The following is a 26,677-nucleotide window of genomic DNA, read 5'->3' as shown; positions in this document are numbered from 1 at the left end:
GCCTGCCCGGCAGCGATACCGACGGCATGCAGCAGGCGTGGTGGACGATGGCCGTCGGTTCGCCGCTCGTCATGCTCAGCTTTTCGCTGCCGGTGGCGCTGCACATCGGCCTCCTGAGCCGCCTGCTCTCGCATGAGGCGCGCGAGTGGTGGAGCCGCATCGGCGGTCTGCTGCTCGCCGCGGCGCTCGTCTGGCTGATCGCCTTCGTGCTCGCCGGCCTCGCCCCAGTGCTCGCCATCTGGGCGAAGGGCTGGACGGTCGAAGTCGGCGGGGTCTGGGCGGCGCTGACGCTGATCGGCGTCTGGCTGGCGAAAAGCCCGATCACCGGCAGCGGCAAGGACGGCGCCAGGAGCCGCCTCTGGCTCGAAATCGGCGTGCGCGCGACGCCTTACGTCTTCCTCGCCGGCTTCGCCGTCGGCCTGTCGGCGTTCGTGTATTCCCTCTTCGTCGACCAGTCGTGCCCAACCTGCGAGTTCGTCGCCCCCTTCGAGGAGAAGACGTTCGTCACCGCCTGCCCGGCGTGCCTGGAAACGAAGTTCGTCGCGCGCGACTTCTTCGCCATCGCGCACGACGTGTTCGGCAACATGGGGCGCTTCGAAACCGGCTACCTGCTGCTCGGCCTCGTCAGCTGCGTCGGCGCCTTCCTGCTCGCCGCCTGGCGCATCGACATCAACCTCTTCTCGCTGCACCACTTCTACCGCAACCGGCTGGTGCGCGCTTACCTCGGCGCGTCGAACTATCCGAACCGAAAGAGCCATCCCTTCACCGGCTTCTCGGCCGACGACGACATACGCATGTGCCTGCTGCGCGACCAGCGCCCCTTCCACATCATCAACGCCGCGCTCAACTTCTCGGGTGGCGACGAACTCGCCTGGCAGACGCGGCGCGCCGGATCGTTCACCTTCACGCCGCTCTTCTGCGGTTTCGAGTACCGCGCGACGCGCACCACCTCCGGCGTCGAGCAGACGCCGCGCACGCTTGGCGGCTATCGCCCGACGGAGTACTACCAGAGCCGCTGGGGCACCTATCTCGGCAGCGCCATGAGCATCTCGGGCGCGGCGGCGAGCCCGCTCGCCGGCTATCACACGTCGGCACCGCTCGCCGCGTTGATGACCATCTTCAACGTCCGCCTCGGCCAGTGGCTGGGCAATCCGGGCGACGCCGAGGCGTGGAAGTCTTCATCGCCGAAATTTGGCGCGCGCTACCTGCTCAAGGAACTGACGGCCACCGCCAACACCGAGGCCAAGTTCCTCTACCTTTCGGACGGCGGGCATTTCGAGAACCTCGGCATCTACGAACTGGTGCGCCGCGGCTGCCGCCTGATCATCGCCACTGACGCCGGCTGTGACCCCGACTACGCGTTCGACGACCTGGCCAACGCGCTGCGCAAGTGCTCGATCGACCTCGGCGCCGAGATCGAGATCAACGTCGAACCGATACGCCCCATCGATGGCTTCAAGCACACCAAAGCCCATCACGCCGTCGGCCGCATTCACTACGCTGACGGCAACGAAGGCGTGCTGCTCTACGTCAAAGCCTCGCTGACCGGAGGCGAAGACCCGGACATTCTCAACTACGCCACCAACCACACGGTCTTCCCACACGACACGACGGCCGACCAGGCGTTCGACGAGGACCAGTTCGAGAGCTATCGAAAACTCGGGTTTCACATCGGCGACGAACTGTTTCGTGCGATCCGCGTTGCCGCCGAAGCGGCGAACGGGTCATTCACCACCGCCGCGTTCGTGACGCAGGTGGCCAGCATGGCCATCGCACCGCGGGACGCGGGCAACAGCGCCTGAGTTTTCGTGAGGTTAGTGAACATGACTGACCATACTCCACCACCGTTCGCCCTGAGCTCGTCGAAGGGCGGAGAGTCCGCTCCGTGCGCCTTTTCATGGTTCGACAGGCTCACCACGAACGGTGGAAAGGCTGTCAGTTACTTTAGCGATCGGCAATGAGGAGAGAGTCATGGCAAAGAAGACAGAAACAGGTACAGCGAAACCAAAGGCCAAGGCGGCCACTCCCCAAAGGTCCTGGGCCAGCCTGAAATCCAGCCTGAACGCGATGCCCGACAGCATCGACATCCGCGACTGGGTCTACCAGCCCGGCCTGCTGCCGGTGCCACCGGTGCTGGTGAACTGCGGCCGCGTGCCGGAGATTCTTGACCAGGGGCAGGAAGGCGCATGCACCGGCTTCGCGCTGGCGGCAGTCGCCAATTATCTGCTGCACAACCAGGGGCAGGAGCGGCGCGTCAGCCCGCGCATGTTCTACGAGATGGCGCGACGCTACGACGAGTGGCCGGGCGAGTGGTACGAAGGCTCGTCGGCACGCGGCGCGATGAAGGGCTGGCTGCGCCACGGCGTCGCCCAGCGCAGCGTCTGGGGCGACACGCAGACGGGTACCGCGCACATGACGCCGGTGGTCGTGCGCGACGCGATGAAATGCCCGGGCGGCGCCTACTACCGCGTGAACCACCGGCAGGTGCGCGACATGCACGCGGCGCTCGCCGAGGTCGGCATCCTCTACGTCACGCTGATGGTGCACGACGGCTGGTTCGAGCCCGGCCCCGGCACGACCACGATCGGTTACGCGGACGGCGGCGAGCAGAAGTCGTTGAAGCTGCCGATCATCACGCGCAAGGGCCGCGCCGACGGCGGACACGCGGTGGCGATCGTCGGCTACGCCGAACAGGGCTTCATCATCCAGAACTCGTGGGGACCAAGCTGGGGTGAAGGCGGCTTCGCGCTGCTGCCCTACGAGGACTACATGATGCACGCCACCGACGTCTGGGTCGCGCAGCTCGGCGTGCCGGTCAGCGTCGATGTGTGGGCCGAGGAAGAGAAAAAGAACGACAAGGTCTCCGAAGGCGCCGCTCGCGCGTTGCCGGCGCTGACGCTCGACAGCCTGCGCCCGTACGTCATCGACGTCGGCAACAACGGCGAGCTCTCGGGCAACGGCGATTATTGGACGACGCCGGAAGACCTCAAGCGGCTGGTCACGCAGGACATCCCGGAGACGACCAAGGCGTGGGCGAAACGCCGCGTCATGCTCTACCTGCACGGCGGCCTGAACGACGAGAAGTCGGCCGCCAAGCGCGTCGCCGCCATGCGCGGCCCTTGCCTGGCGAACGAAATCTATCCGCTGCACGTGATGTGGGAGACCGGTTTCATGGAGTCGCTGAAGAGCTACTTCGGCGACTGGTTCACCAACGCCGACAAACTCTCCGGACGCAGCCTGATCGACAGCGTGGGAGAGGGGCGCGACTGGATGGTCGAGCGCAGCCTGGCGTCGCCGCTGCGCGGCATCTGGGGCGAGATGAAGGAGAACGGACGCCTCGCCTCCGAGCACCACGCCGGACGCGGCGCCATGCAGCTGCTGGCCGAGGACATCAAGGCGGCTGGCAAGAGCGGAAAGAAAGGCAACTGGGAGCTGCACGTCGTCGCGCATTCGGCCGGCAGCATCTTCTTCGCCTACATGCTGCGCCACATCCTTGAACTCGGCCTGCCGCTGAAGAGCGTGCAGTTCCTGGCTCCGGCCGTCGAACTCGACGTCTTCCGCGACAAGGTTTTCGTGCCGGCCAGCGCAGGCCAATGCCCGCTGCCCATCCTCTACTTGCTTTCAGAAACCGGCGAACTCGACGACACCGTCGGCAGCCAGCTGGTGTACGGCAAATCACTGCTCTACCTCGTCTCCAACGCCTGCGAGAAGAAGCGCGGCACGCCGATCCTCGGCATGCACACCTTCCTGAAGCAGGACGACGCGATGATCGCCGCCTACCAGAACAAGGCACCCGACGGCCTGCCATCGCTGATCATCGCCGGCGCCAACCGCGAACCGGATGGGCAGGAGACGGCATCGAGCCAGAGCACGTCGCACGGCGGCTTCGACAACGACGTGGCGACGATGAACTCGGTGCTCCACCGCATCCTAGGCGGCGCTCCGACGCGACTGTTCTCGCGGCATGACCTGAGCTATGACTGAACTGCACACAATCAATCCACCGTTCGTGGTGAGCTGGTCGAACCATGAACGGGCGCTCCGTCCTTCGACAAGCTCAGGACGAACGGTGGACCAGATAGATTAGCCGCTCACACGAACGTCAACCATCACGGAGTCCGCCATGAAAATCCAGAACCACCGCCTGATCGCCGACGACGGGACTCCCGTCCGCTACGTCGAGACGCCGAACAAGAGCGGACTGATGACGCCCGAGTACCTGGTCATGCACTACACCGCCGGCAGCAGCGCCGAGGGTTCGGTGTCGTGGATGTGCAACCCGGCCGCCAAGGCGGCGGCGCATCTGGTGATCGGGCGCGACGGCAGCCTGACGCAGCTCGCGCCGTTCAACCGCGTCACCTGGCATGCCGGGAAATCCGAATGGGAGGGGCGCAGCGGCCTCAACGGATTTTCGATCGGCATCGAGCTGGATAACGCCGGCAAGCTGGAGCGTGTCGGCAACCGCTGGATCTCGGCGGTGAGCAAGCGCGCCTACCCCGACGACGACGTGCTGGTCGCCAATCACAAGCACGACCGCCCCGGCACGCCGCCGATCGGCTGGCACGAGTACAGCGAGGCGCAGCTCGAAGTCGCGGCGCAGGTCGGATTGCTGCTGATGGAGAAGTACGCGCTCAAAGACGTACTCGGCCACGAGGACATCGCCCCCGGCCGCAAGGCCGATCCCGGCCCGGCCTTCCCGATGGCCAGCTTCCGCGCCCGGCTGATGGGCCGCGCCGACGATGAAGTCGATCACTACGTGACAACGTCGGCGCTCAACGTCCGCGCCGGCCCCGGCACCGAGTTCGCCGCGCTGCCCGGCAGCCCGCTGCCTGCCGGCACGCGCGTCGCGTTACTCGAACAGCAAGGGCTGTGGTGGCGCGTCGACGTGCTCGACACCGTGAGCGGCGTCATGGACCTCGTCGGCTGGTGCCACAGCCGCTATATCGCGCGCGGTTCCTGAGCATCTCCCGTTCGTGGTGAGCCTGTCGAACCACGCCCTGAGCCTGCCGAAGGGCATGAACGGCGCACCCGGGGTGCCTGGTATCCCGCCCTTCGACAGGCTCAGGGCGAACGGAGTGGTGAACGACTACTGCAGTCGCGCGCGGGCGACCGTGCGCAGCCAGGCGGAGAGCGCGATCGCCGCGAGAATGAGCGCCGTCACCAGCCCGGTCCAGAAGCCGTAGAGCTGCATCGGTGCGACGCTGCCGATGCCGTGGTAGCCGAGGCGGATGCCGAGCGGCAGGCCGATGACCCAGAAGGCGACGAACATGACGATCATCGGGCCGAGCGTCACTTTGTAGCCGCGCAAGGCGCCGAGCGCGATCACCTGCGTCGCGTCGGCCAGCTGCCAGACGGCGGCGAGGAGCATGAGACTGATGGCGATCTCGCGCACTGCCGGGTCGGGCGTGTATGCGGTGACGATCAGCTCGCGCGCCGCCAGAATGAGCGGCACCGCAATGCTGGCGACGATCAGTCCCATCGCCACGCCGGTCCACGCGATGAAGCGCGCGGAGGCCGGATCGCCTGCGCCGAGTTTCTGGCTGACGCGGATGGTCAGCGCGGCGCCCAGGCCCATCGGCAGCATGAAGAGCACCGATGAGATATTGAGCGCGATCTGGTGCGCGGCGATCTGCGTCGCGCCGAAGCGTCCGACGAAGACGGCGATGCTGGTGAAGGCCGCCACCTCGGCGAGTGCCGCGCCGCCCATCGGCAGGCCGATGCGCAGCAAGCGCTTCTGGATGTTCCAATGCGGCCAATGCCAGCCGCGCCAGATGTAGCAGGCCCGGTACTCCGGCGCCCACGCCGTCCACGCGGCAAGCGCGAGCAGCGCGACCCACATGCCGATGCCCGTCGCCCAGCCGCAGCCGGCACCACCGAGCGCCGGAAAGCCCCAATGGCCCCAGATCAGCAACCAGTTGAAGAAGGCATTGACGCCCACACCGGCAAAGGCAAGGTACATCATCGGTTGCGGCCGATTGATACTGGCCGAGTAGAAGGCGAGCGCGCGAAAGATCATCGCGGCAGGCAGGCCGACGACGATGCCCCAAAGAAAGAGCGTCGTCTTGTCGATGAGGACGGGATCGATCTCGGCCAGGCGCATGATCGGCGCGACGCCCGGCATCAGGAATGCCGGCAGCACGCTGCTCACGGCGGCGAGCCACAAGCCCTCGTGCGTGTCCTGCACCACCGCCGCGTGGTCGCCGGCGCCGAAATGCTGCGCGACCGACGGGCTGATCGCCTGCACGACGCTCATCAGCGTGATGAACACCGGCATCCAGAACGCCACGCCCAGCGCCACCGCCGCCTGTTCCTCGGCGCCGGCATGCCCGGCCATCACGGTATCGAGCATGCCGAGCAGCGTATAGGCCACCTGCGAGAGGATGATCGGGAACGAAAGCGTCGCAAGCGCACGGCTTTCGGTGAGGAAGCGGGGGAGTCGGTGCATGATCGGTTCGGGTTTCTTGTTGGCGGCCGCAGGTGCGGCATGCGCCGGCACTTCCATGCTGGATGGAAGGACGACGCGAAAACCCGAATTGTAGGCCGATTTGGTGCGGGCCTCCCGATTGCCAGGGCAGGAGGCGTTGAGACTTGAAGAGCGATCCGTTCAGCTGGCCTGATGGCGCCCGCAATCGCACATCGCATTGATCTTCGCCAGGATCGCCTTCTCGTAGCCCGGCATGCTGAGCACATCGCATTCGCTGCCGACGATGTACGGATGCCCGCTGGCTTTCAGCTCTTCCTCGATCTCGGCGACCATGCCGGGTACGCCATCCAAGGGCACATCCTCGTCGGAGTAGAACTTCTTGGTCGGCAGGTTTCCGAAGAGGACGATGTCCTTGGCGACGTGCGGCTCGGCTTCCCAGAGTTTGACCGGGCTGCCGAAGCTGATGAGGCGCGGTTCGAGGGCGTTGAAGGATTCGATCATCTCGGGGATCAGCTCGCCGCAATCGTGGAACAGGAGGTCGGTACCCGTCGCGTCGAACATCGCCTTCAGGCGCAGGTTGGGCTGGATGACGAAGTCGTCATACACGCTCGATCCGTCGCGGATCTGATTGGGCGAGAAGTAGACGAGGTTGGCCGCCGGCTCGCAGAGGAAGATTGCTTTCGCGCCCGCCTTGATCTGCGCCATACAGGTGGCGTGGATGATCGTTTCCGACAGTTTGAGCAAGGCACAGATGAGGGCGACATCGTCGTCATCTTCGGCTCCGAGTCCGGTGCCGGCCATGTAGATCGGCGTAATCGGGTCCTTCAATAGCTTGGTCAGCAGCGAGAACGGTCCGATGCTCATGCCGACCGGAATTACCTTGCCGCCCTCGGCGAGCAAACGTAGCGCATCGCAGTTGGCCTTGATGCGCGGATGCACGAGGACGTCGGTGTCGGTCGTCACCTTGGCTGCAGCGGCCGCGTCGGGCAGCGCGTCGAAGTGGAAACTCTCGGTCTGCTCGGGCGGCACGCCCATCGTGCGCAGCAGGATGTCCTTCTCCAGCGTGAGGTCCATGATCGGCAGGGCGAGCGGATTTCCGAAGCGTTCGGCTGTTTCCAGCATCACCGCTGCCAGCTGTTCGCCGTCGATCAGGATCGCTTCGGGATCGGACTTCTCGTGCAGGACGAGATGCGTGGCGATCGGCATGCGGCGCCCGCTGCGGGCGAGTTCGAGGTAGAAGTTCTTGTCCATGCTTTGGGTCTCCAATGTCTGCGCTGCCTTACTGCGATCCTTCAGATTGATTCGTTGACTTGTGTGCATCCGGCGCAGTCGGCACATGCCGCGCGGATCACGCCTTCCTCGTGGCTGGCGACGATCTTCTGTCCCGGCGGCAGCACGAGGCATTCGCGCTCGTCCCACTCGCCGTTCAGCAAGCGCTGAATCAGGCTCGTATCGCCTGCGACTTCCTCGTACAGCCAGCCCTTCTCCTCGGCCTGTGCGCGGCTGCACTGTCGATACTCTTCTTCCGGCCCGACACCGGTCGTGATGAGGCACAGGCGCTTGTAGTGCTTGAGCCAGTCGCCCATCGTCTCCATCAGGTACTGCGCGTTATCCTCGCCGAACTGTTCGACGAGTTCGGCGTAGTTGCGGCTGAGCCCGAGGCGGCTGGTGACGCTCGCCGGGTTGTCGTTGGGATCGCTGTCGCGCTCGATCCAGCCGGGCGACTTGTAGAAGGTACCGGGATGCGCGGCAAAATGCGCTTCGTAGCGTTCGCGCGAGCCGAGCAGCAGCGTGATGCAGTCGTGCGCGCGGGCGACGACGAGTGGCACCGGCGCATGCAAGCCGCAGATGCCGTTGTTGCACAGGCCGTAGAGCAGAACGATGGCGCCCGGCTGCTCGTCTGCTGAACGAGTTTGCAACGCATGGTCGATCGTCGCCTGTAAGCGCGCGGACATCGCTTCTTCGCCGATGTCGTGCAGGCTCTTGGGCAGGAACTCGAAATCGACGCGCAATCGGCTTTGTGCGGCGGCGGCACAGGCTTCGCGGTGGAAGACTTCGCAGACGATGGCGAGCAGGCGCTTCATGGTTCGTAAGCTCACGCGACCTCGAACTCGGGGAACAACATGGCGTCGGCGAAGGCGTCCTGAAAACCCGGTTCGGCAGCGAGTTCAACGACGGTGATGCGCTCACGCAGCGCCGCAACGCTCGCCGCAAGTTCCGGATGCGCGGCGAGCAGAATGGTGCCGTCGAGCGCCGAGTTGCCGGCCACTTCGATTTTTCCAGCCAGCGCTGACGCCAGGAGGCCGATGTCGAGGGCCGATTCCGGAAGCAGTGTCGATCCGAAGCCGCCGGCCAGATACAGGCGCTCAATCTCTTCGTAACGCACACCCGCCTTGCGGCACAGAATGTCGACACCGGCCGCGATGGCGCCCTTGGCGAGTTGCAGGTTGCGCACATCGGCCTGGTTCAACGACGGCAAACCACCGCCAAAGGAGAACACCTTGTTGTCGTCGTCAGCGAAGCCGCCGCATTCGTCGACGATCTCCTTGCGGCGAAGGCAGGCCAGCAGATCGAGCAAACCGGAGCCGCAGATGCCGGTCGCCGCGCCGTGTTCTTCCGCATTGCCGATCGTCGAGTAGTGAATCGTTCCGTCATCGCCCAACCAGACGTGATCGATCGCGCCCTCCACCGCCGGCGAGCCGGAGCTGATCATTTCGCCCTCGAAGGCGGGACCCGCCGCCGTCGCGGTGACGTAGATGCGATCGGGCGTCACGAGCGCCATCTCGCCGTTGGTGCCGATATCGACGAGCAGTTGCGGCGCGCTGACCGGACGGTCGAGGCCGCAGGCATAGAGGCCGGCCAGGATGTCGGCGCCGACGAAGGCCGAGATGCCTGCAACCAGCCGTGCCGGCAGCTGGCGCGGGCCGACCGCTGTTTCTCGCGCATCGAGGAAGACGGGCGAGAACGGCACGCTACCCAGCCCGCGCAAGTTGGCACCTTCGAAGAGATGCAACATGGTCGTGTTGCCGCAGATATGCACGACCGGCAGTTCGGCCAGGCCCGTCTGCCGTTGCAACTCGCTGAGCATGGCGTCGAGTTGTGCGTGGATCGCTTTGCGCATCGCGGCGAGCGAGGGCGGTTCGGTAATTGTGCTTTCGATGCGCGCCACGACGTCAGCGCCCCAGGCGCGCTGGCGATTCGGTTCGGCGACGCGGGCAATGACATCGCCGGTCTCTCGATCCGCGACCACGGCAACGACCGTCGTCGTGCCGATGTCGACCACCGCGACGACGTCGGCCATAAGCTCGGACGGTACGGCGACTTGAGTACGCCGACGACGCACCGGGAAGTCAGGGATGTCGAGCCGCGCATTCGGCACCAATACCGCGACCGGCTGCGGACGTAGAAACGTCGCACGGCACGCCAGCCGCCAGCCGTCGGCCAGCCGCTTGTGGCCGACCAACTCGGCTTCGAACGCCGCTGGCGTGTCAAGCGCGTGCGCAGCATCCTCGGTCACTTTCACCATGCAGCGCACGCAACGCGTGCGGCCGCCGCAGGGCGCGTCGATGTGCTGGTGATCGAGACGCAGCGCTTCGAGTAGCGTTACGCCCGGTTCACCGAAGACTTCGCAGAGTCGCATGAGCGCTCGATTGGCAGAATCAGGCGGCCTCGGCGACGAGACCCATCGCCGCGTCGGCCGCACTCGCCGCGTCCGGCGTATAGATGTCGGCGCCGATCGTCGTACAGAATGACTGCGTAATCGGCGCGCCGCCGATCATGATCTTGAAGCGCTCGCGCACGCCGGCGCCCTCGAACAGTTCGACGACGTTGCGCATCTCGTTCATCGTCGTCGTCAGGAGCGCCGACAGGCAGACGATGTCGACCTGACTGTCCTGCGCCGTCTTGAGGAAGGATTCGCCCGGCACGTCGACGCCGAGGTCGATGACCTCGAAACCCTTGGCCTCGATCATCATGCGCACGAGGTTCTTGCCGATGTCGTGCAGGTCGCCCTTCACCGTGCCGATCACGACCTTGCCCTTGTTCTTGACGCCGTCCTTCACCAACAGTGGTTTCAGCATGGCCGTGCCGATGTTCATGGCGCGACCGGCGACGAGGACTTCGGGGACGAAGACTTCGTTGCGTTTGAACTTGCCGCCGATGACGTTCATACCGGCCATCAGGCCGTCGTTGAGGATCGTTTCGGCGGGAATGTTCTGGTCGATGGCTTGCTGCACCAGCTCCTTGATGTCCTTGGCCTTGCCTTTTTGCAGGGCGGTGGAGATTTGTTCAAGTAGGCTCATTTGGTTTCGACTCCCGGAAATTCAGTTGTTGTTTGATCGTTAGAGCGAGTGCACACCGGTGAAGATGGCTTCGACGTTGGCCGGCGGCGTATCGGACAGGATGGCTTCGTGGCTCGGGCTGATGATGAGTCCGGTCGGGAACAGCGTCGCCAGCCGTTTCACCTCGGCGATGATCTGATCCGGCGTGCCATGAACCATCAGATTCTGCGCATCGACGCCGCCGCAGAACGAGGCCTTGCCGCCAAAGTCGCGCGCCAGTCGTTCGGCTTCCATGTTGTGCGCCAGCGCCTGGATCGGGTGAATTGCGTCGGCACCGAGCTCGATGAGGTCCGGGATGATGTCGTAGATGCAGCCGCAGGAATGGTGGATCACCTTGAGGCCATAGGCATGTGCCTGGTCGATGAGCTGCTTGGTACCGGGGAAGACGAGTTCGCGGATCAGCGCCGGCGAGAGCATCAGCCCCTGCTGGCTGCCGAAGTCGTTGCCGATCAGCACGGCCTTGAGCTTGCCCTTGGTCGACTCGTAGAAGATCTCGTTGGCCTTGAGGTAGAACTGCATGATGCGGTCGATGACGGCCTTGAACATCTCCGGCTCGGTCATCATCTTGATCAGCGCCGTCTCCATGCCGAAGGCCGCACACGCATCCTGGAAGTGCGCCGACCAGGCGAGCACCATTGGCACCGCGTCTTCCGGCACTTCCTCGACGACCTGGCGGCACTTCACCGGATCGATGTACTTCTCGGGATCAGGCCAGTCGAAGTCATTGACGCCCTCCGGGTCTTCGTAATCCTCGAAGAAGCCGGGCGCCGTCAGCGTACGCTCCTCGTAGTCGTGGTTGAGGCCGTCCTTCTTGGCAAAATCGAAGGCGGCAGCGACGTGGTTACTCGTCGGCGACTGGTAGGGAACATTCACGTGGTAGACGTCGTCGTCGACCTTCTTCTTCAGTTCGAGGAAGGAGTCGACGCCGAAGTGCTTGAGCAGGGCCGGGATCGCCGAATGCACCGGCTCGCCGATCCAGGTCGCCGGGCGATCGACCGGCTTGCGTTCGATGGTCCGGACAAAACGCTCGATGTGATCCATGAATGTTCTCCTAACGTTTTTCTTGCAAGCTGTTGAGAATGACCGCGCCGAGAATCACCAGCCCCCGGACGACCTGCTGCATGTAGGGCGTGATGTCGAGCAGGATCATTCCGTTCGAAAGCACGCCGATGAAGAGGACGCCGAGCAGCGTGCCGGAGAGCTTGCCCTCGCCGCCGACGATGTTGGTGCCGCCGATGATCACCGCGGCGACGATGTCGAGTTCCCAGCCGATGCCGATTTCCGGCGAACCGGCCATCAGGCGCGACGAGAGAACGAGCCCGGAGATGCCGGAGACCACCGCGCTGACGACAAAGACGCCGATCTTCACGCGTTCGACGTTAATGCCGGAGAGGCGAGCCGCGTCCTCGTTGCCGCCCAGCGCGTAGATCGAACGGCCGAAGGTCGTCGAGGACATGACGAAGGCGCCGATCAGGAAGATGGCGATCATGTAGAGCACCGGATACGGGATGAAGCCAAGCTGCCCGGAGCCGTAGATGAAGAAGTCCTGCGGCAGGCCGCCAACCGGGTAGCCGCCGGTCAGCGTATAGGTCACACCGCGAATCAGCGTCATCGTCGCCATCGTGACGAGGAAGGCGTGCAGGCGGAAGCGCGCGGTGACGTACCCGTTGAGCACGCCCCACAGGCAGGTGACGCCGAGCGTGGCGAGGATCGAGAGCGGGATCGACAGCCCCCACTTGAGGAAGATCGCATTGAGCACGGCGGCGAACGCGACGAGCGCGCCGACCGAAAGATCGATCTGGCCCATGATCAGGATCATCGTCATGCCGACGGCGATGATTCCCTGGTTCGAGACCTGCCGGAACACGTTAACAATGTTCGAAACCGTCAGGAACTTCGACGTCGCAAACGAGAGATAGACGACGAGCAGCACAAAGACGATCGCGAACGAGTACTTGAGGAGAAACTCCTTAACGCGGACCTGATTCGTCGATCCGCCGGCGCCATCCGCGGTCGCCACGCCTGTATTGCCTTCCATGATGACTCCTTCCTGATGTTTTCTGACTGACTACGCCGCGTTCTGCACGGTGGCGAAATTGACGATCCCGTCCTGATTGGTTTCTGTCGGGTCCAGTTCAGCGGTCGGACGACCGGCGGCGAAAACGACGACGCGGTCGGCGAGTTCGAGGATTTCCGGGATCTCGGACGAGATGAGGATGACGCCCTTACCGGCGTCGGCGAGCGAATGGATGATGTCGTAGATCTGGCTCTTCGAACCGACGTCGATACCGCGCGTCGGTTCGTCCATGATGAGGATCGACGGCGTCGTCGCCAGCCATTTGCCGATCACGACCTTCTGCTGGTTCCCGCCGGAAAGCGCGCGCACCTTCTGCGCGGCAGAGGCGCACTTGATGCCCATGTGCCGGATCGATCCCGAGGTCTGTTCGGTCTCCGCGCGACGCCGGATGATGCCCAGCCGCGACAGATCGCGATAGATCGCCATCGTCAGGTTGTCGAGGATCGAAAGACCAAGGACCAGCCCTTCTTCCTTGCGATCCTCAGTGATGAAGGCGATGCCGTGTGCGATCGCCTCGCGCGGATTGCGGATCGTGACTTCCTGGCCTTCGATGTAGAGCTTGCCGGCGGTGAGCTTGTCGATGCCGAAGATGGCGCGCGCGGTTTCGGTACGACCGGCGCCGGCCAGCCCGGCCAGGCCAAGGATTTCACCCCTCTTCAGGCTGAAGCTCACGTTGCGGAAGCCGGTCGGGCCGCACAGCCCTTCGGCGCGCAACAGTTCGCCGCTGCCGGTGCGCGGCGGCCGACGATTGCTTTGCACTTCGCGCCCAACCATGTGACGGATGATCACGGGCTTGGGTGCCTGGTCGATCGGCAGCGTAACGATGTAGCGCCCGTCACGGAAGACGGTGACGCGGTCGGCGAGGATCGGCAATTCCTCCAGCCGGTGCGAGACATAAACGATGCCGATGCCCTGCTCGCGCAGGCGGCGCAGGTTCTTGAACAGATGCTCGACCTCGCTCGCCGAGAGCGACGCGGTCGGTTCGTCGAGGATCAGCAGGCGCGAGTCGTTGGACAGCGCCTTTGCGATCTCGACCATCTGCTTGTGGGCGACGCTCAGCGTCCCGACCTTGGCCTTCGGGTCGATGTCGACCTCGAGCCGCGCGAGATACTCGCCCGCTTTCTTGAACATCGCCGCTTTGTCGACGACGAAGCCGTTGCGCTTCGGCAGTCGGCCGAGATACATGTTCTCGGCGACCGACAGCCCGTTGATCAGGCTGAACTCCTGATATACCGCTGCAACGCCGAGCGCACGGGCGTGCGCCGGGTTTTCGATGACGACGCGCGCGCCGAACAACTCGATTACACCCGAGTCGCCGTCAGGCTTGTGCGCACCGGTGAGTATCTTGATGAGCGTGCTCTTGCCCGCCCCGTTGGCGCCGACCAGCGCGTGAATCTCGCCAGCAGCAAGGCTGAATTCCGCCTCGTTGAGCGCACGGATGCCTCCGAAGGTCTTGCTGATTTTCGAAAGCGTAAGAATCGTAGACATGGTCAATATCCTGGAACTGCTTGAACTTCCAATACCTTCACCAACCGCCCTGCGAAAGAAGCGGGGGCTTTCGCCCCCGTCGGGAAGGACCTACTTGATGAGGTTCTTGCGGTCGTCGAGGTACTTCTGGATATCGGCCTTGTCGTCGAGCTTGTAGGTCTTGAGCGGCACGAGCACTTCGTTCTGGGCTTTGCCGGTGGTCGCCAGGTCGTAGGCGTTCTTGACCGAGGTGTAGCCGATCTCGAACGGCTGCTGCGTGGTCACGGCGACGAGGAAGGCGTTCGGCTCAAGCATGGCGCGCGCCAGGTCGATGCTCATGTCGGTGCCCATCAGTAGCACCTTGGCCTTCGGGTTGGCCTTCAGCGCGGCGAGCGAACCGAGCAATGCGCCCTGGTTCCAGCACCAGACGATCTGCGTTTCGGGATGCGCTTCGAGGATGCTCTCGGTCACTGACAAGCCCAGTTCCTTGAACTCAGCATCCTGCTGCGCGACGATCTCGACGCCCGGCACCGCCTTGATCTGGTCGACGAAGCCCTTGACGCGGTCGATACCGACCGAGTACTTGGAGGTACCGATGACGGCGACCTTGGCCTTGCCACCCATCTTGTTCTTGATGTAATCGACGGCGAAGGCGCCCGTACCCTTGCCGAGATCGTAGTTATTGACGCCGACGAAGTACTTCGAGTTCGGCGAGTTCACCTTCGAGTTCCAGGTGACGACCGGGATCTTGGCGGCGACGGCACGCTCGAAGGCCGGCACCGACGCCGTGTCGCTCTGCGGCGAAATCGAGATGGCGCTGACCTGTTGCGCGATGAGGTTGTCGATGACCGAGGCTTCCTTCGCCACGTCGGAATCGGAGCTCAGGATCTTGACCGTCGCCTTGAGGTCGGTCCCCGCCTTCTTCATGCCCTCGATGACTTCGGCGAACCACTCGTGCTTGGTATCAAGCAGGATTGCGCCAATTTCGACCGGACCGGCCGCCACGGCCGACGTCGCAAAACCACCCGCTGAAACGATCGCTACGGCGGCGGCAATCGCCGCCAACTTCAGACCAAACTTCCTCATTTGAACCCTCCATGATTATCAAACCGGCACACGAAAATGCGTCGGCATTCGTGAAAACCTACCTGGAACCTGACAGCAAATGATTCGGAACAAGTTTTGCCAACCCGCTGGGAAACTGAACACGCGGGCTCAATCCTGGTGAAACACCTCCTCCATCGCAGCCCACCACTCGCCGTTCTTGCGCGAGTTGAGCGGGGACTGCAAGGGCTTGACGGTCGCCCACCATTCCTGGGTCTTGGGGTGCTCGGCCATCTTCGCCATGTCCGCATCGAAGTCGTCGCCGACGTACTCGTAGTAAGCGAACAACAACCCGTCGTGCATGAAGATCGTGTAGTTGCGGATGTTGCATTCGGTGATCTTGGCGGCCACCTCCGGCCAGACGGCGCAGTGGTAGTCGATGTATGCAGCAACGCACTCCCGTTTGATGCCGATCAGTTCTCCGTGGCGCTTCATGGTCACCTCCCTGTTTTTGACGAGTATAGAAATCGGCCAACGCTTGTCAACTAAATTTTATTAATTTCTTAACTCGACTCAAGTGAATAATTCACTCCAAATCCATTTAGCCGATAACCGCAATGACACGCCAACAGCACCGAACACGACCTCTCAGCACACGCAAGGGAATGACCATCGAGCACAAGCGGCGAGGTGTCCAGCAACATTCCAGATCACCTTACGTATCAAGGATCGCAGGCGCTAACTCGACTCAGACAAGGTGACTTGAATGACGCTGACGTCGAGGTCACAAGAATGGAAACGGAACACGGGAGCACGAATGGGTGAACAGCGGTTTACGGCACTTAACAAATATTTGATATTTAAAAAGTGCGACGCTATGATGCAGCAACTCAAGTAAACAATTTACTAAATGAAACCGACTTTACGAGATATCGCCAAAACCGTCGGCGTTTCGCCCGCGACGGTGTCGCTCGTGCTCAGGGATAAGGGCAACATCTCGCCCGACACGCGCGACCAGGTGCTCAAGGTGGCCGCCGATCTAGGCTATCTGCGCCAGGAGAAGTATGGGGACGGCGCGCGCGTGGACAAGCCGCGCAAGACGCTAGGCCTCTTGCTCGTGATCGACCAGTCGTTCAGTTACATGTTTTACTTCATCAGTACGATCATCGAAAGCCTGGAAAAGCGCGTGCGCGAAGACGGTTACGACGTCGTGCTGATCCCGATCTCGTTCCAGTCGACCGACGCCGAGATCGTCATGAAGGTGATGGACGCCCGCGTCAAGGCCGTCGCCTCGCTGCACTACGCCAACGTCAATGCCTTCGTGCGGCTTGAGGACCGGGGCATCCCGGTCGTCGTCGTCATGAACAACAAGCACCTGGAGAACTACTACAGCGTCTGTTCCGACGACTTCCACGGCGCCTACGAGGGAACCAAGTACCTGATCGAACTCGGCCACCGCTCGCTCGCCTATATCGGCTGCGACCGCTTCAGCCTCGAAGCGCTGATGCGTGAGCGCTTCATGGGTTTCATGAGCGCGATCAGCGAGTTCCGCCTCGATTTCGACCCGGCGCTGCAGGTCAACGCCGATACGCAGGACATGGCCGTGCTACGCAAGGAGGTCGCCGACTTGTTCGACCGCCCGAACCCGCCGACCGCGCTCTTCGTGCTCGACGACGAACTCGCGCTGCGCGTGCACATGGTGCTCAGCGAACGCGGCCTGCGCGTGCCGGAGGACGTCTCGATCATCGCGCCGGGCGACGTCCTCGACTACTCGAAGCCCTATATCCCGCAGTTCAACACGATGCGCATCAACACCGACATCATTGGCTCGACCACCGGCGAGTTCCTGATGAACCGGCTACGCCACGCCAAGCAGAAGCTCTACGGACTTAAGGTCAATCAGGAGTTCGTCGATCGCGGCTCGTGCGCACCGCCAAGACAAGGCGCCGGGGCAACGAGCCCTGAAACCCGAACGGTGCGCGTGGTCGAACCGCTGACGGCGCGCTGAATCGCGCACTTTGCCTGTACTCAGCTGGCCGCAGGCGAAAGGGACGACGAGCGGACGACGAGGCGCGGCTCGGTCACAAAATGCACAGGCGTCGTCCGCCCTTCGATGCGTTCGATGAGCAGCTCGGCCGCGCGCATGCCGAGCCGGTGCGGGTCCTGATCGACTGACGTCAGCGAAATCTGCGGGATGGCGCACATCGGCCAGTTATCGTAGCCGATGAGTGCAAAGTCCTCCGGAATGCGCAGCCCGCACTCCGCAGCCACCGACATGATCGGAATCGCCGCCTTGTCGGACCACGCAAAAATGGCCGTCGGCCGGTTCTTCGCGGTCAGGAGGTGATGAATCTGCCGGGATTGCTCTTCGTCGGTCGCGCTGAACTTCTGCTCGACGACGTGGATGTGACTCGCCAGCCCGTGCTCGCGCATCACGTCGAGATAGCCCTTCAGGCGATACGCGACCGGATTCACCGCCGCATCCTCAAGCACCTGGAAGGTCACATGCGCGATCTTGCGATGCCCGGCGGCGATCAGGTGTTCGAGCGCCAGCCGCGTCCCTTGCTCGTCATCGTTGTTCGCCGTATCGAACCCGCCATCCGGTTCGTGGCGGCCGATGACAACCATCGGGACGGTTTCCGCCAGCTTGATCAACTGACGCATTTCGATACGCGGCGCGACGAGGAGCAAGCCGTCGAGCTTGCGGTCGAGCATCGTTTCGATCTGGTTCTTGTCGGTCAGATCCTGTGACGGGCGGATAGCGAGCAGCGACTGATACGACGTCGGCTTGGTCGCCGCCCAGACGCCGTCCATGATGTCGGCGAAGAACTGGTTGCGCATGTCCGGCAGCGTGACGCCGAAGGTAAAAGTCCGCCCGCGCAGTCCGCGCGCGGCGAACTGCGGCCGGTAGTTGAGTTCGGCGATCGCCGCCTCGACCCGGCTGCGCATCTCGTCGCTGATGCCATAGGCATTGCGCAGCACCTTCGAAATCGCCGATCGCGAGACGCCTGCCCGATCGGCAACGTCCTGTATGGTGGGCCGTTTGCTCATGCGCGCATTCTACCGTGCCTCATCCCTTGACCGCCCCAGCCGTCATGCCTTCGACGATCTTGCCATTGAAAAACAGGAACATGATCAGCGGCGGAATCGTGATCAGCAGGATGTTCATGAAGAGCAGGTTGTACGAGGTGTTGAACATGCTCTGGAAGTTGTAGAGCGTGAGTTGCACCGTCGCGTTGCGCGCGCCCGGCAGGTAGTAGAGCGGATTAGTGAAGTCGTTGAAGATGCCGACCGACTGCACGACGATGTTGGTGACGACGACCGGCTTCATCAACGGCAGGATGACGCGGAAAAAGAGCGCGATCGGCCCAGCCCCTTCGATGACGGCCGCTTCGTCAAGCTCCTTCGGAATCGTCGCGACAAAGGCGCGGAAGAGCAGCACGCTGAACGAAAGACCGTAGGCGACCTCGATCAGGACCATCCCGGTCATCGTCTTGAACAGGCCGATCTCCTGCAGCACCCAGATCGTCGGCACGACGGCCGGCGGCATGATCAGGCCCGAGAGCACGAGCATCTCGATCACGCCGTTCCAGCGGCTGGCGCGCCGCTGCAGGACAAAGCCGACCATGCTGGCGAAGACGACGAGCAAGCCGACGCTGACGACGGTTATGACGAGACTATTGAAGAAGGCCGTGAGCAACATATAGTCGCGCGCCTGCACAACCTGTACGAGGTTGCCCCACGCCTCGATGACGTTCGGCCACGAGAAGCGCAGTAGCGCCGCCTCCTGCTTGTTCTTCGCCGCGGTGAGGATGATGAAGGCGAAGGGCACCAGGAAAACGAGGCTGGCGCCGAGGACGGACAGAATCTCGGTGACGATTTTCCACCTAAATTTCATGGCCGGGTCTCCTTGCGGTTGAAGTACATCGAGAGCGGTACGACGAGTACCGAGACCAGCAGGAAGAGCACGACGTTGCCCGCCGTCGAGAGCCCGTAGAAGCCGGCCTGGTACTGCTTGTAGATCACCGACGCAATGACGTCGGACGTGAAGCCGGGACCGCCGCGCGTCATCGACCAGATCAGGTCGAAGGAACGCAGGCCGCCGATGAAGCTCAGGATGATCACCGTCGTCGTCGCCGGCCGGGCGAGCGGCACGGTGACTTTCCAGAATTGCTGAACCGCCGTCGCACCCTCGATCTTCGCCGCCTCGTAATACTCGCGCGGGATGGCGACGATGCCGGCGATGAAGATGATGGTCGCCAGCCCGACGCCTTTCCACACGTCGACGAGCGCCACCGAGAGCAGCGCGTAGGCGGGATCGGTCAACCAGCCCGGCCCCTCGATACCGAAGAAGCTCAGCCCGACGTTGATCGCGCCGTTGCTCGGATGCATCAGGGCGGTGAACGTGATCCCGATGCCGACCGTGCTGACCAGCACGGGGAAGAAGACGACCGAGCGCAGGAAGGTGCGCACGCGGATATCCGAGGTCAGCAGCACGCCGAGCAGCATGCCGAAGATGACCTTGAGGCCGGACGTCACGACGGCGTAGATCAGCGTGTTGGTGAGTCCCTTGACCAGAAAGGGCTCGCGATAGAACTGCACGAAATTCTCGAAGCCGATGAAGGTCGATTCGAACAACGTCCAGCGCGTGAGACTGAAATAGAACGACATGATCATCGGCGCCAGGAAGAGCACGCCGAAAACCACCGCCGCCGGGATATAGAACCAGGCCGGGTACGACGCGGTGCCGAGTCTGCGCCGTACCGGTGCCAATTGCGCTGCTGCCATGTTTGCCACCTTGCCGTTCAAGCGAAACGCTTGGTGAGGCGTTATTGATGCCTACTGAGGTCGCCAAAGTGACCGACAACTTTCCACCGTTCGTGGTGAGCCTGTCGAATCCTGTCCTGAGCCCGCCGAAGGGCATGAACGGGCGCGCAGGACGGTCACCCACCCTTCGACAGGCTCAGGGCGAACGGTGGTGGATTGTCGTCGATCACATAGCGAATCTTCCCGAAGATACCGCGTTTCGCTCTACTTCCAGCCCGCAATGCCGAGTTGCATCGCCTGCTTGCGCACGTCCTCGTCGTAGAGCGCGGCGCCGTCGGCCGGCTTGCGGATGCCGGAACCGACTTCGACGGTGATCTGTTCGAGCGACGGCCCCTTGATCGGCGAGAGGAACTCAAGCGCCGGCGCATTCTGGCCGCCCGCACCGAAGTAGCTCACCAGATCCTTCACCGAGGGCGGCACGTCGGTCGGCAGTTCGCAGCCCTTGACCATGTACGGCCCCATCGCGCCGACCGCCTTGGTCTGCGAGTTGCAGCCCTCGACGCTGGCGGCGAAGGCGAGGAACATCTTCGCCTCCTTCAGGTGCTGCGTCGTTTTGGGGATGTACAGGCCGGGTGGCACCCACACGGTCAACCCGTTCTTGGCGGCATTGTCACCGGGCAGCGCGAAGAAGCCGACGTCGCTGAGGTTTTCCTTGAAATTGGTGGCGAGGGTACCGATCGCGAAGGTCAGCATCGGATAGTGCGCGCCCTCGCCCTTGGCGACCATGCGCAGACCATCTTCATAGCCGGCCGAAGCAAAGTCCTTGTTCAGGTAACCGGCCTTGAACACTTCCTCCTGTTTCTGGAAGCCCTTGAGCGCTGTCGGGCTGGTCGCAAACTTGGCCTTGTTGTTCGTGTAGCGGTCGGCAAAGTCCGGCTCGACAGCCTGCACGTTGAAATAGTCGCCAAGCACGAAGAGCTGCGAGGTCCACGTGTCCTTGAAGGTCTGGATCACCGGCGCGATGCCGGCCGCCTTGATCGCCGCGTTGTTCTTCTGGAACTCGGCCCAGGTCTTGGGCACCTGCAGATTCAACTTCTGGTAGATCTTGCGGTTGTACAGCACGCCGCCGCCCATACCGGTCTCGATCGGCGCGCCGTAGACCTTGCCTTCGACGCTGACCACTTTCTTGAAGGTGTCATGCACGTCGGCCTGGAAGGGTTCATTCGTGACGTCGACGAGATTCTTCTTCGGATTCAGCGCCTGGAACAGCGAGCCGGAGTTATACAGGAAGACGTCGGCCATCTCGCCGGTGGCCAGCCGCGTCTTGACGATGTTGTCGCCCTCGCCGCCCCCCGGTCGCGCTTCGACCTCGACCTTGATCGACGGGTACTTGGCCATGAAGTCGGCGGCCAGCCCCTCGACCGCCTTGATATCCTGCGGTGGGTTCGACGTCAGTACCGTCAGCGTCACGGTCGGTGCGGCGAACGCGTAACCGCCGGTACAGGCGGCGACCACCGAAGTGACCGCCACGGACAACAGTTGCTTACTCCACATCTTCTTCATCAACCCTCTCCTTGATGGAAAACGCTTTAATAGATCGCGTCGAAAAAACATTAAGAATGGGCGTCCGCCTTGTGCCAGGCGGTACGCGCTTTGTTCCTCGTTGTTTCAGAGACCTGCCATGAAAAACTCGATCGTGTGTTTGCCCGCGCCCAGCGTGATCGGCGCGGTGCTCGCTGTCGCCGCTTGCCCGTCGATGCGCGACAGCGAATAGCACGCCCTGAGGCGCAACGAGCCATGCGCGCCTTCCGGAATTTCGACTTTGTACGTCACCTTGTCGCCATCGACCTGCCAGCCGGCTTCGATGCGTCCGGCCGTCGAATCGTGCGTGGCCTTGAGTGGAGCGAGCGCGGGAACGACGAGCGGTTCGAAGATGACATGCCGGAATGCCGGTTCGTCCGGGTCCGGACGGAAGCCGGCCAATCCCTCGAACAGCCATTGGCAGACCGAACCGTAGGCGTAGTGGTTGTACGAGTTCATCGCCGGGTCGAACATTTTGCCGTCGGCGCGGATCGCGTCCCAGCGCTCCCAGATCGTCGTTGCGCCGTGCTTGATCTGGTACAGCCAGCCCGGCACCTCTTCCTGCAGGAACATGGCGGCGGCGAGTTCGTATTCGCCGATCTTGACGAGCGCCGGCAGCAGCGCCGGCGTGCCGATGAAGCCTGTGCCGATGCGCCCTTCGCTGCGCGCGATGGTGGCGCGGAAGTAGCGTTTGGCGGCATCGCGCTTGTCTTCCGGAATCAGGTCGTGCAGGAAGGCGAGCGCATAGGACGTCTGGTCGTCATAGACCAGCCGGCCGCTCGGCGCGATGAATTCGTGCGCGAAGGCCTGCTTGACGGCATCCGCGCGCGCCGACATGCGGCGCTCGGCCTCGCTGTCGCCGAGTACGCGGGCAATCTTCGCGGTGAGCGCCGAGGAAATGTAGAGATAGATCGTCGCCGCGGCATCGTCGCCGATCGTCGGATACGGCTTTTCGGTCGGCCCGCTCGGTTGCAGCCAGTCGCCGAAGCTGAAACCGCGTTCCTTCCACTGGCGCGGCGTGTTGACGATCGGACCATCGCTGATCGACCAGACGAAGTCGTTCCAGCGCAGCATGGCGGGGAAGGCCTCAGCCAGAATGGCGCGGTCGCCGTAATGCGTCCACAACACCCAGGGCACGATGCAGATGGCGTCGCCCCAGCCGGTACTGCCGTAATAGCCGGCGACGATGTCTTCGTGCCCGCGCGTCGGATCGGGCGAGAAGTGCGGGATTTCGCCGTCCGGCCGCTGGTCGGCCATCAGATCGCGCAGCCATTTGACGAGGAAGGCGTGGCTCTCGTGCAGGTAGCACGCGGTCGGCGCGAACACCTGCGCGTCGCCCGACCAGCCCATGCGCTCGTCGCGCTGCGGGCAGTCGGTCGGCACCTCGATGAAGTTGCCGCGCTGCGACCAGACGGTGTTCTCGACGAGCTTGTTAACGAGCGGACTCGCCGTCGTCAACGTCCCGGTCGGCCGCGTTGCCGAGGTGATCGGCACGGAAACGATGGAGCGGACCGTTGCGCGCCCGCTGACGGTGACGCGGGCGTAACGAAAGCCGTGGAAGGTGAAGGTCGGCCGATAGTGTTCGACGCCTTCGCCCTTGAGCGTGTAGTCGATGCGCGCCTCGGCCAGCCGGTAGTTGGTGTTGTTGAACTTGCCTTCGTGATCGAGGATCTCCGCGTGCTCGACGAGCACCGTGGCGCCCGCCTCGCCTTCGACCGAGAAGGCGACATAGCCGCCGACGTTCTGGCCGAAGTCGTAGATCGTGCGCCCTTCCGCGTCCCGCGTTTCGCTGATCGGCGCGAACGGCGCGAGTTCCTTGACGCCGTTGATCTCGTGCGCAATCAGGCGAGCCGCATCGAAGCCCGCATCCACCGTGCAGCCGCGCGTCGCCGGCCGACCTTCCTGGCGCGCATCGTAGGTTTCGCCGAAGTAGATGCCGGATTTGACGATCGGCGTGAGGCCGCTTTTCCAGCGCGCGTCGGTCGCCAGCAGGAGGCGGTCACCGGCGCGGTCGCCGGCGCGAATCTCGGCGATCGCGCCCAGATGCTTGCCCCAGGTGTTGTCGATGCGCACCCCCTTCCACAACATCGTCGAGCGCAGCCAGCCGTCGCCCAGCCACAGGGTGATCGTGTTTTCACCGCGGCGCAGCAGCTGGCCGACCGCGTAGCTCTGGTAGGAGAGACGATCCTGATAGCTCGTCCAGCCCGGCGTCAGCACATCGTCGCCGACCCGCCGGCCATTGATGAAGCAGCGGTACAAGCCGAGCGCACTGATGAACAGGCGCGCATCCGGCGCGTCGGCGTCGAGCACCAGCGTCGTTTCGACGAACGGCGACTGATTGCCGATGCCGGCATCCGTCTCCGGACGAATCATCTGCGCCGACCATTGCCGCCGCTCGATTGGGCACGTGCTCGTTGGTCCGGTGTGGTCGCTCGACGTCATTGGCTGCTCCCTGCGTTATCGATGGATTGTTTCCCGAGACGCCCTGCGACGAATCGGTGAAGATGATGGTAGAACGGTTTACGTTTTTGTAAACACCTTTTTGGCACCATCGGCATTCATCGACGCGCCGCATGGCGCACGGGCAGCAACGCCAAGCTCAAACCAGTCATCACGGGGACGACGCCTCCGAACCATCCGCAGAGCAGATGTAAAACTCAGCACATATCGCTTAAAAACAATTGGTTAACTTAGGTTAGCAAGGCCTGCGCTCAACCATCCAGATCGGCACCAAAAAAGCCTCCGCACCGATCATCGTTGATCCAATGGCGAAGGATCGGAAGCACATTGATCAGTTCACACTCTTTACTTTGACGTAAACCGTTCTACAATACGTCGGCTTGTTCGGCTGTTTTCTACCCTTTCGCCCGAATCGCTGGATGCAGGTTTCGGCTGACGACCAGGAGACACCGAGCACAACCTGAGAAGGATTCATTGACGGTCGGCGATCGTCACGCAGCGTTCGCCAATAACGAAGAGGCGTCGGAACATGGCAGACCTGGAACTGAAAGCAATCCGCAAGAGCTTCGGGCAGCACGAGATCATCAAGGGCGTCGATATCAGTATCGAGCACGGCGAGTTCGTCGTCTTCGTCGGGCCGTCCGGCTGCGGCAAATCGACGCTGCTGCGTCTGATCGCCGGGCTGGAGGAGATCACCTCCGGCACGCTGGACATCGGCGGACGCTGCGTCAACGACCTGCCGCCGAAGGAGCGCAGTATCGCGATGGTGTTCCAGTCGTACGCGCTTTTCCCGCACATGACGGTGTTCGAGAACATGGCCTTCGGGCTCTCGCTGGCCGGCGAGAAGAAGGACGTCATCGACAGCAAGGTGCGCAACGCCGCTGCGATCCTCAAGATGGAGGCGCTGCTCGACCGCAAGCCGAGCCAGCTGTCGGGTGGCCAGCGGCAGCGCGTCGCCATAGGCCGCGCGATCGTGCGCAACCCGCAGGTCTTCCTCTTCGACGAACCGCTTTCCAACCTCGACGCCGCCCTGCGCGTCAACACGCGCGCCGAGATTTCCAGGCTGCATTGCGAACTGGGCGCGACGATGATCTACGTGACGCACGACCAGGTCGAGGCCATGACGCTAGCCGACAAGATCGTCGTGCTGGAGGCCGGGCATGTGCGCCAGATCGGCTCGCCGCTCGAGCTTTATCACCGGCCGCAAAACCAGTTCGTCGCGGGCTTCATCGGTTCGCCCAGGATGAATTTCCTCACCGTCGAGGCGGTGGCGGCGGGCGACGCCGGGATCACCGTGCGCTCGCCCGATTTCGGCGAGGCGCTGATTCCCGTCGCTGGAGAGCGAATTCCGCCGGGAGCATCACTGACGCTGGGCATCCGGCCGGAGAGCGTCAAGGTCGGCGACGGCTTCGGCGTCGCGCTGCGCGGCCAGGTCGAGCTCGTCGAGCGGCTCGGCCACGAGACCTTCATTGAAGTGCTGAGCGCCGGCGACCACGCCGTCACGGCGCTGGTCGACGGCAAGACGCTGGTCGAGATGTGCGACAGTGTGACGATCGGCTTCGACCCGGTGGAATGCCACCTCTTCGACGCTTCAGGCGACGCGTTCCGCCGCCTGCAGGTGCCGGAAATCGCGAACTACAAACGCGCCGCCGAATAAACCCTGGAACCGCGATTGTGGCGCCAAAATCCCATTCATGCTTCGACAGGCTCATGCTTCGACAGGCTCATGCTTCGACAGGCTCATGCTTCGACAGGCTCATGCTTCGACAGGCTCATGCTTCGACAGGCTCATGCTTCGACAGGCTCATGCTTCGACAGGCTCAGCACGAGCGGGATTTCGGGGAATCACCCGGCGGGTGAGACCCAAAAGAACCGTTCGCCCTGAGCCTGTCGAAGGGTGAACGGTTCCGGTGCGATTCAACCGCGTTTTCAAGGACAAATGCCGGACGCGGCCGGCAGCAACACCGGCCGCCATTCCAGCTACGAGATGACGACGAGCACCTGCCCGCTCTCGACCGCATCGCCGACAGCTACGGCGATGCGACTGACCTTGCCCGAGCAGGTGGCCATGACCGGCACTTTCATCTTCATCGCTTCCAGTTCGGCGATGCGATCACCCGGGTTCACGGCCTGCCCTTCCTTCACGGCGATGCTGGCGACGACGCCGCCCATCTGGGCGCATTGATCGCCGGCGCCGGCGGGTGCGCTCGGCGCTGCCGGTGCGGCCACCGGCGCGGCGGCGCTGACCACCGGCGCCGGGATGTAGGCGGCGGGGGCGCTGGCAACCGGCGTGTAGGAAGACGAGACCTCCTCGACCACGACGTCGAAATTCGTCCCGTTAACGTTGAGCTTGAAATGTCTTTGCATGGCGACTGACCTTGATTGGGTTTCTGATTAAAGCGGCATATTCCCGTGCTTCTTGCCCGGACGGAGTTCGCGCTTGCCGAGCGTCTTGCGCAAGGCGATGGCGATCGTCGAACGGGTATCACACGGCTCGATGACGTCGGTGATGTAGAA

General features: G+C 63.2%; 21 protein-coding genes. 5 read left to right on the top strand and 16 right to left on the bottom strand.

Features of this window, described 5'->3' with window-relative positions; translation table 11 throughout:
- From KBA32_RS09950 to KBA32_RS09940, 3 genes are all read left to right on the top strand, one after another.
- On the top strand, positions 1–1,802 hold a 1,802-nt coding region (locus KBA32_RS09950), incomplete at its 5' end, for a hypothetical protein (protein WP_294358273.1).
- Positions 1,803–1,971: 169 nt separating this feature from the next.
- Positions 1,972–3,984: a C1 family peptidase gene (locus tag KBA32_RS09945; RefSeq protein WP_294358270.1), complete on the top strand. Its 2,013-nt coding sequence runs from the start codon at positions 1,972–1,974 to the stop codon at positions 3,982–3,984.
- 139 nt (positions 3,985–4,123) lie between these two features.
- Entirely contained in the window at positions 4,124–4,960 is an 837-nt protein-coding gene (locus KBA32_RS09940; protein ID WP_294358267.1) for an N-acetylmuramoyl-L-alanine amidase, read from the top strand.
- Between the two features lie 126 nt (positions 4,961–5,086).
- On the opposite strand, the gene KBA32_RS09935 is transcribed toward KBA32_RS09940, so the two are convergent.
- The 10 genes from KBA32_RS09935 to KBA32_RS09890 form a co-directional block, all read right to left on the bottom strand.
- A complete protein-coding gene (locus KBA32_RS09935) occupies positions 5,087–6,445 on the bottom strand; it encodes an MATE family efflux transporter (RefSeq protein WP_294358265.1) in 1,359 nt (452 codons plus the stop codon).
- Positions 6,446–6,604: 159 nt separating this feature from the next.
- Positions 6,605–7,675, bottom strand: coding sequence for a uroporphyrinogen decarboxylase family protein (locus tag KBA32_RS09930; protein WP_294358260.1), 1,071 nt, complete (start codon positions 7,673–7,675; stop codon positions 6,605–6,607).
- Positions 7,676–7,716: 41 nt separating this feature from the next.
- Positions 7,717–8,523, bottom strand: coding sequence for a DUF1638 domain-containing protein (locus tag KBA32_RS09925; RefSeq protein WP_294358257.1), 807 nt, complete (start codon positions 8,521–8,523; stop codon positions 7,717–7,719).
- On the bottom strand, positions 8,520–10,064 hold the full coding sequence (locus KBA32_RS09920; protein ID WP_294358255.1) for an ASKHA domain-containing protein: 1,545 nt from the start codon (positions 10,062–10,064) through the stop codon (positions 8,520–8,522). The genes KBA32_RS09925 and KBA32_RS09920 overlap by 4 nt, the downstream gene beginning before the upstream one ends.
- A gap of 19 nt (positions 10,065–10,083) precedes the next feature.
- Entirely contained in the window at positions 10,084–10,725 is a 642-nt protein-coding gene (locus tag KBA32_RS09915) for a B12-binding domain-containing protein (RefSeq protein WP_294358252.1), read from the bottom strand.
- Positions 10,726–10,764: 39 nt separating this feature from the next.
- A complete protein-coding gene (locus KBA32_RS09910) occupies positions 10,765–11,805 on the bottom strand; it encodes a uroporphyrinogen decarboxylase family protein (RefSeq protein ID WP_294358249.1) in 1,041 nt (346 codons plus the stop codon).
- A gap of 10 nt (positions 11,806–11,815) precedes the next feature.
- Positions 11,816–12,802, bottom strand: a complete 987-nt coding sequence (locus KBA32_RS09905) for an ABC transporter permease (protein ID WP_294358246.1) — start codon at positions 12,800–12,802, stop codon at positions 11,816–11,818.
- Positions 12,803–12,832: 30 nt separating this feature from the next.
- Positions 12,833–14,329: a sugar ABC transporter ATP-binding protein gene (locus KBA32_RS09900; RefSeq protein ID WP_294358243.1), complete on the bottom strand. Its 1,497-nt coding sequence runs from the start codon at positions 14,327–14,329 to the stop codon at positions 12,833–12,835.
- A 90-nt stretch (positions 14,330–14,419) separates the two neighbouring features.
- Positions 14,420–15,394, bottom strand: a complete 975-nt coding sequence (locus KBA32_RS09895; protein WP_294358241.1) for a substrate-binding domain-containing protein — start codon at positions 15,392–15,394, stop codon at positions 14,420–14,422.
- Positions 15,395–15,523: 129 nt separating this feature from the next.
- Positions 15,524–15,847, bottom strand: coding sequence for an L-rhamnose mutarotase (locus KBA32_RS09890; protein WP_294358240.1), 324 nt, complete (start codon positions 15,845–15,847; stop codon positions 15,524–15,526).
- 415 nt (positions 15,848–16,262) lie between these two features.
- Here KBA32_RS09890 and KBA32_RS09885 point away from each other — a divergent pair, with 415 nt between their 5' ends.
- Complete coding sequence (locus tag KBA32_RS09885) at positions 16,263–17,360, top strand: LacI family DNA-binding transcriptional regulator (protein WP_294358237.1); 1,098 nt, start codon at positions 16,263–16,265, stop codon at positions 17,358–17,360.
- A gap of 20 nt (positions 17,361–17,380) precedes the next feature.
- Here the strand turns inward: KBA32_RS09885 and KBA32_RS09880 are convergent, their stop codons facing one another.
- The 5 genes from KBA32_RS09880 to KBA32_RS09860 form a co-directional block, all read right to left on the bottom strand.
- The gene (locus KBA32_RS09880; RefSeq protein WP_294358234.1) at positions 17,381–18,403 is read right to left on the bottom strand and encodes a LacI family DNA-binding transcriptional regulator; all 1,023 of its coding nucleotides are present in this window, start codon (positions 18,401–18,403) and stop codon (positions 17,381–17,383) included.
- Between the two features lie 19 nt (positions 18,404–18,422).
- Positions 18,423–19,250: a carbohydrate ABC transporter permease gene (locus KBA32_RS09875; RefSeq protein ID WP_294358233.1), complete on the bottom strand. Its 828-nt coding sequence runs from the start codon at positions 19,248–19,250 to the stop codon at positions 18,423–18,425.
- Positions 19,247–20,140 (bottom strand): carbohydrate ABC transporter permease, encoded by an 894-nt coding sequence (locus KBA32_RS09870; RefSeq protein WP_294358227.1) that lies wholly within the window; start codon positions 20,138–20,140, stop codon positions 19,247–19,249. The genes KBA32_RS09875 and KBA32_RS09870 overlap by 4 nt, the downstream gene beginning before the upstream one ends.
- Positions 20,141–20,383: 243 nt before the next feature.
- Entirely contained in the window at positions 20,384–21,682 is a 1,299-nt protein-coding gene (locus KBA32_RS09865) for an ABC transporter substrate-binding protein (protein WP_294358224.1), read from the bottom strand.
- 105 nt (positions 21,683–21,787) lie between these two features.
- The gene (locus KBA32_RS09860) at positions 21,788–24,142 is read right to left on the bottom strand and encodes an alpha-L-rhamnosidase (RefSeq protein WP_294358221.1); all 2,355 of its coding nucleotides are present in this window, start codon (positions 24,140–24,142) and stop codon (positions 21,788–21,790) included.
- A 547-nt stretch (positions 24,143–24,689) separates the two neighbouring features.
- Here KBA32_RS09860 and KBA32_RS09855 point away from each other — a divergent pair.
- Positions 24,690–25,817, top strand: coding sequence for an ABC transporter ATP-binding protein (locus KBA32_RS09855; protein WP_294358219.1), 1,128 nt, complete (start codon positions 24,690–24,692; stop codon positions 25,815–25,817).
- Between the two features lie 323 nt (positions 25,818–26,140).
- Here the strand turns inward: KBA32_RS09855 and KBA32_RS09850 are convergent, their stop codons facing one another.
- Positions 26,141–26,527 carry a biotin/lipoyl-containing protein gene (locus KBA32_RS09850; RefSeq protein ID WP_294358216.1) on the bottom strand — a complete coding sequence of 129 codons (387 nt, stop codon included), beginning with the start codon at positions 26,525–26,527 and terminating at the stop codon, positions 26,141–26,143.
- Positions 26,528–26,677 lie beyond the last annotated feature (150 nt).

It is taken from the genome of Propionivibrio sp. (assembly GCF_017995515.1).
In the GTDB taxonomy this organism is placed as follows: Bacteria; Pseudomonadota; Gammaproteobacteria; order Burkholderiales; family Rhodocyclaceae; genus Propionivibrio.
The sequence above is the reverse complement of the archived record's forward strand: the minus strand, read 5'-3'. Positions and strand labels throughout refer to the sequence as shown.

Coding starts and splice junctions, on each gene's coding strand:
- KBA32_RS09945 (WP_294358270.1), top strand. CDS start 1,972: ATGGCAAAGAAGACAGAAACAGGTACAGCGAAACCAAAGGCCAAGGCG.
- KBA32_RS09940 (WP_294358267.1), top strand. CDS start 4,124: ATGAAAATCCAGAACCACCGCCTGATCGCCGACGACGGGACTCCCGTC.
- KBA32_RS09935 (WP_294358265.1), bottom strand. CDS start 6,445: ATGCACCGACTCCCCCGCTTCCTCACCGAAAGCCGTGCGCTTGCGACG.
- KBA32_RS09930 (WP_294358260.1), bottom strand. CDS start 7,675: ATGGACAAGAACTTCTACCTCGAACTCGCCCGCAGCGGGCGCCGCATG.
- KBA32_RS09920 (WP_294358255.1), bottom strand. CDS start 10,064: ATGCGACTCTGCGAAGTCTTCGGTGAACCGGGCGTAACGCTACTCGAA.
- KBA32_RS09915 (WP_294358252.1), bottom strand. CDS start 10,725: ATGAGCCTACTTGAACAAATCTCCACCGCCCTGCAAAAAGGCAAGGCC.
- KBA32_RS09910 (WP_294358249.1), bottom strand. CDS start 11,805: ATGGATCACATCGAGCGTTTTGTCCGGACCATCGAACGCAAGCCGGTC.
- KBA32_RS09905 (WP_294358246.1), bottom strand. CDS start 12,802: ATGGAAGGCAATACAGGCGTGGCGACCGCGGATGGCGCCGGCGGATCG.
- KBA32_RS09900 (WP_294358243.1), bottom strand. CDS start 14,329: ATGTCTACGATTCTTACGCTTTCGAAAATCAGCAAGACCTTCGGAGGC.
- KBA32_RS09895 (WP_294358241.1), bottom strand. CDS start 15,394: ATGAGGAAGTTTGGTCTGAAGTTGGCGGCGATTGCCGCCGCCGTAGCG.
- KBA32_RS09890 (WP_294358240.1), bottom strand. CDS start 15,847: ATGAAGCGCCACGGAGAACTGATCGGCATCAAACGGGAGTGCGTTGCT.
- KBA32_RS09885 (WP_294358237.1), top strand. CDS start 16,263: ATGAAACCGACTTTACGAGATATCGCCAAAACCGTCGGCGTTTCGCCC.
- KBA32_RS09880 (WP_294358234.1), bottom strand. CDS start 18,403: ATGAGCAAACGGCCCACCATACAGGACGTTGCCGATCGGGCAGGCGTC.
- KBA32_RS09875 (WP_294358233.1), bottom strand. CDS start 19,250: ATGAAATTTAGGTGGAAAATCGTCACCGAGATTCTGTCCGTCCTCGGC.
- KBA32_RS09870 (WP_294358227.1), bottom strand. CDS start 20,140: ATGGCAGCAGCGCAATTGGCACCGGTACGGCGCAGACTCGGCACCGCG.
- KBA32_RS09865 (WP_294358224.1), bottom strand. CDS start 21,682: ATGAAGAAGATGTGGAGTAAGCAACTGTTGTCCGTGGCGGTCACTTCG.
- KBA32_RS09860 (WP_294358221.1), bottom strand. CDS start 24,142: ATGACGTCGAGCGACCACACCGGACCAACGAGCACGTGCCCAATCGAG.
- KBA32_RS09855 (WP_294358219.1), top strand. CDS start 24,690: ATGGCAGACCTGGAACTGAAAGCAATCCGCAAGAGCTTCGGGCAGCAC.
- KBA32_RS09850 (WP_294358216.1), bottom strand. CDS start 26,527: ATGCAAAGACATTTCAAGCTCAACGTTAACGGGACGAATTTCGACGTC.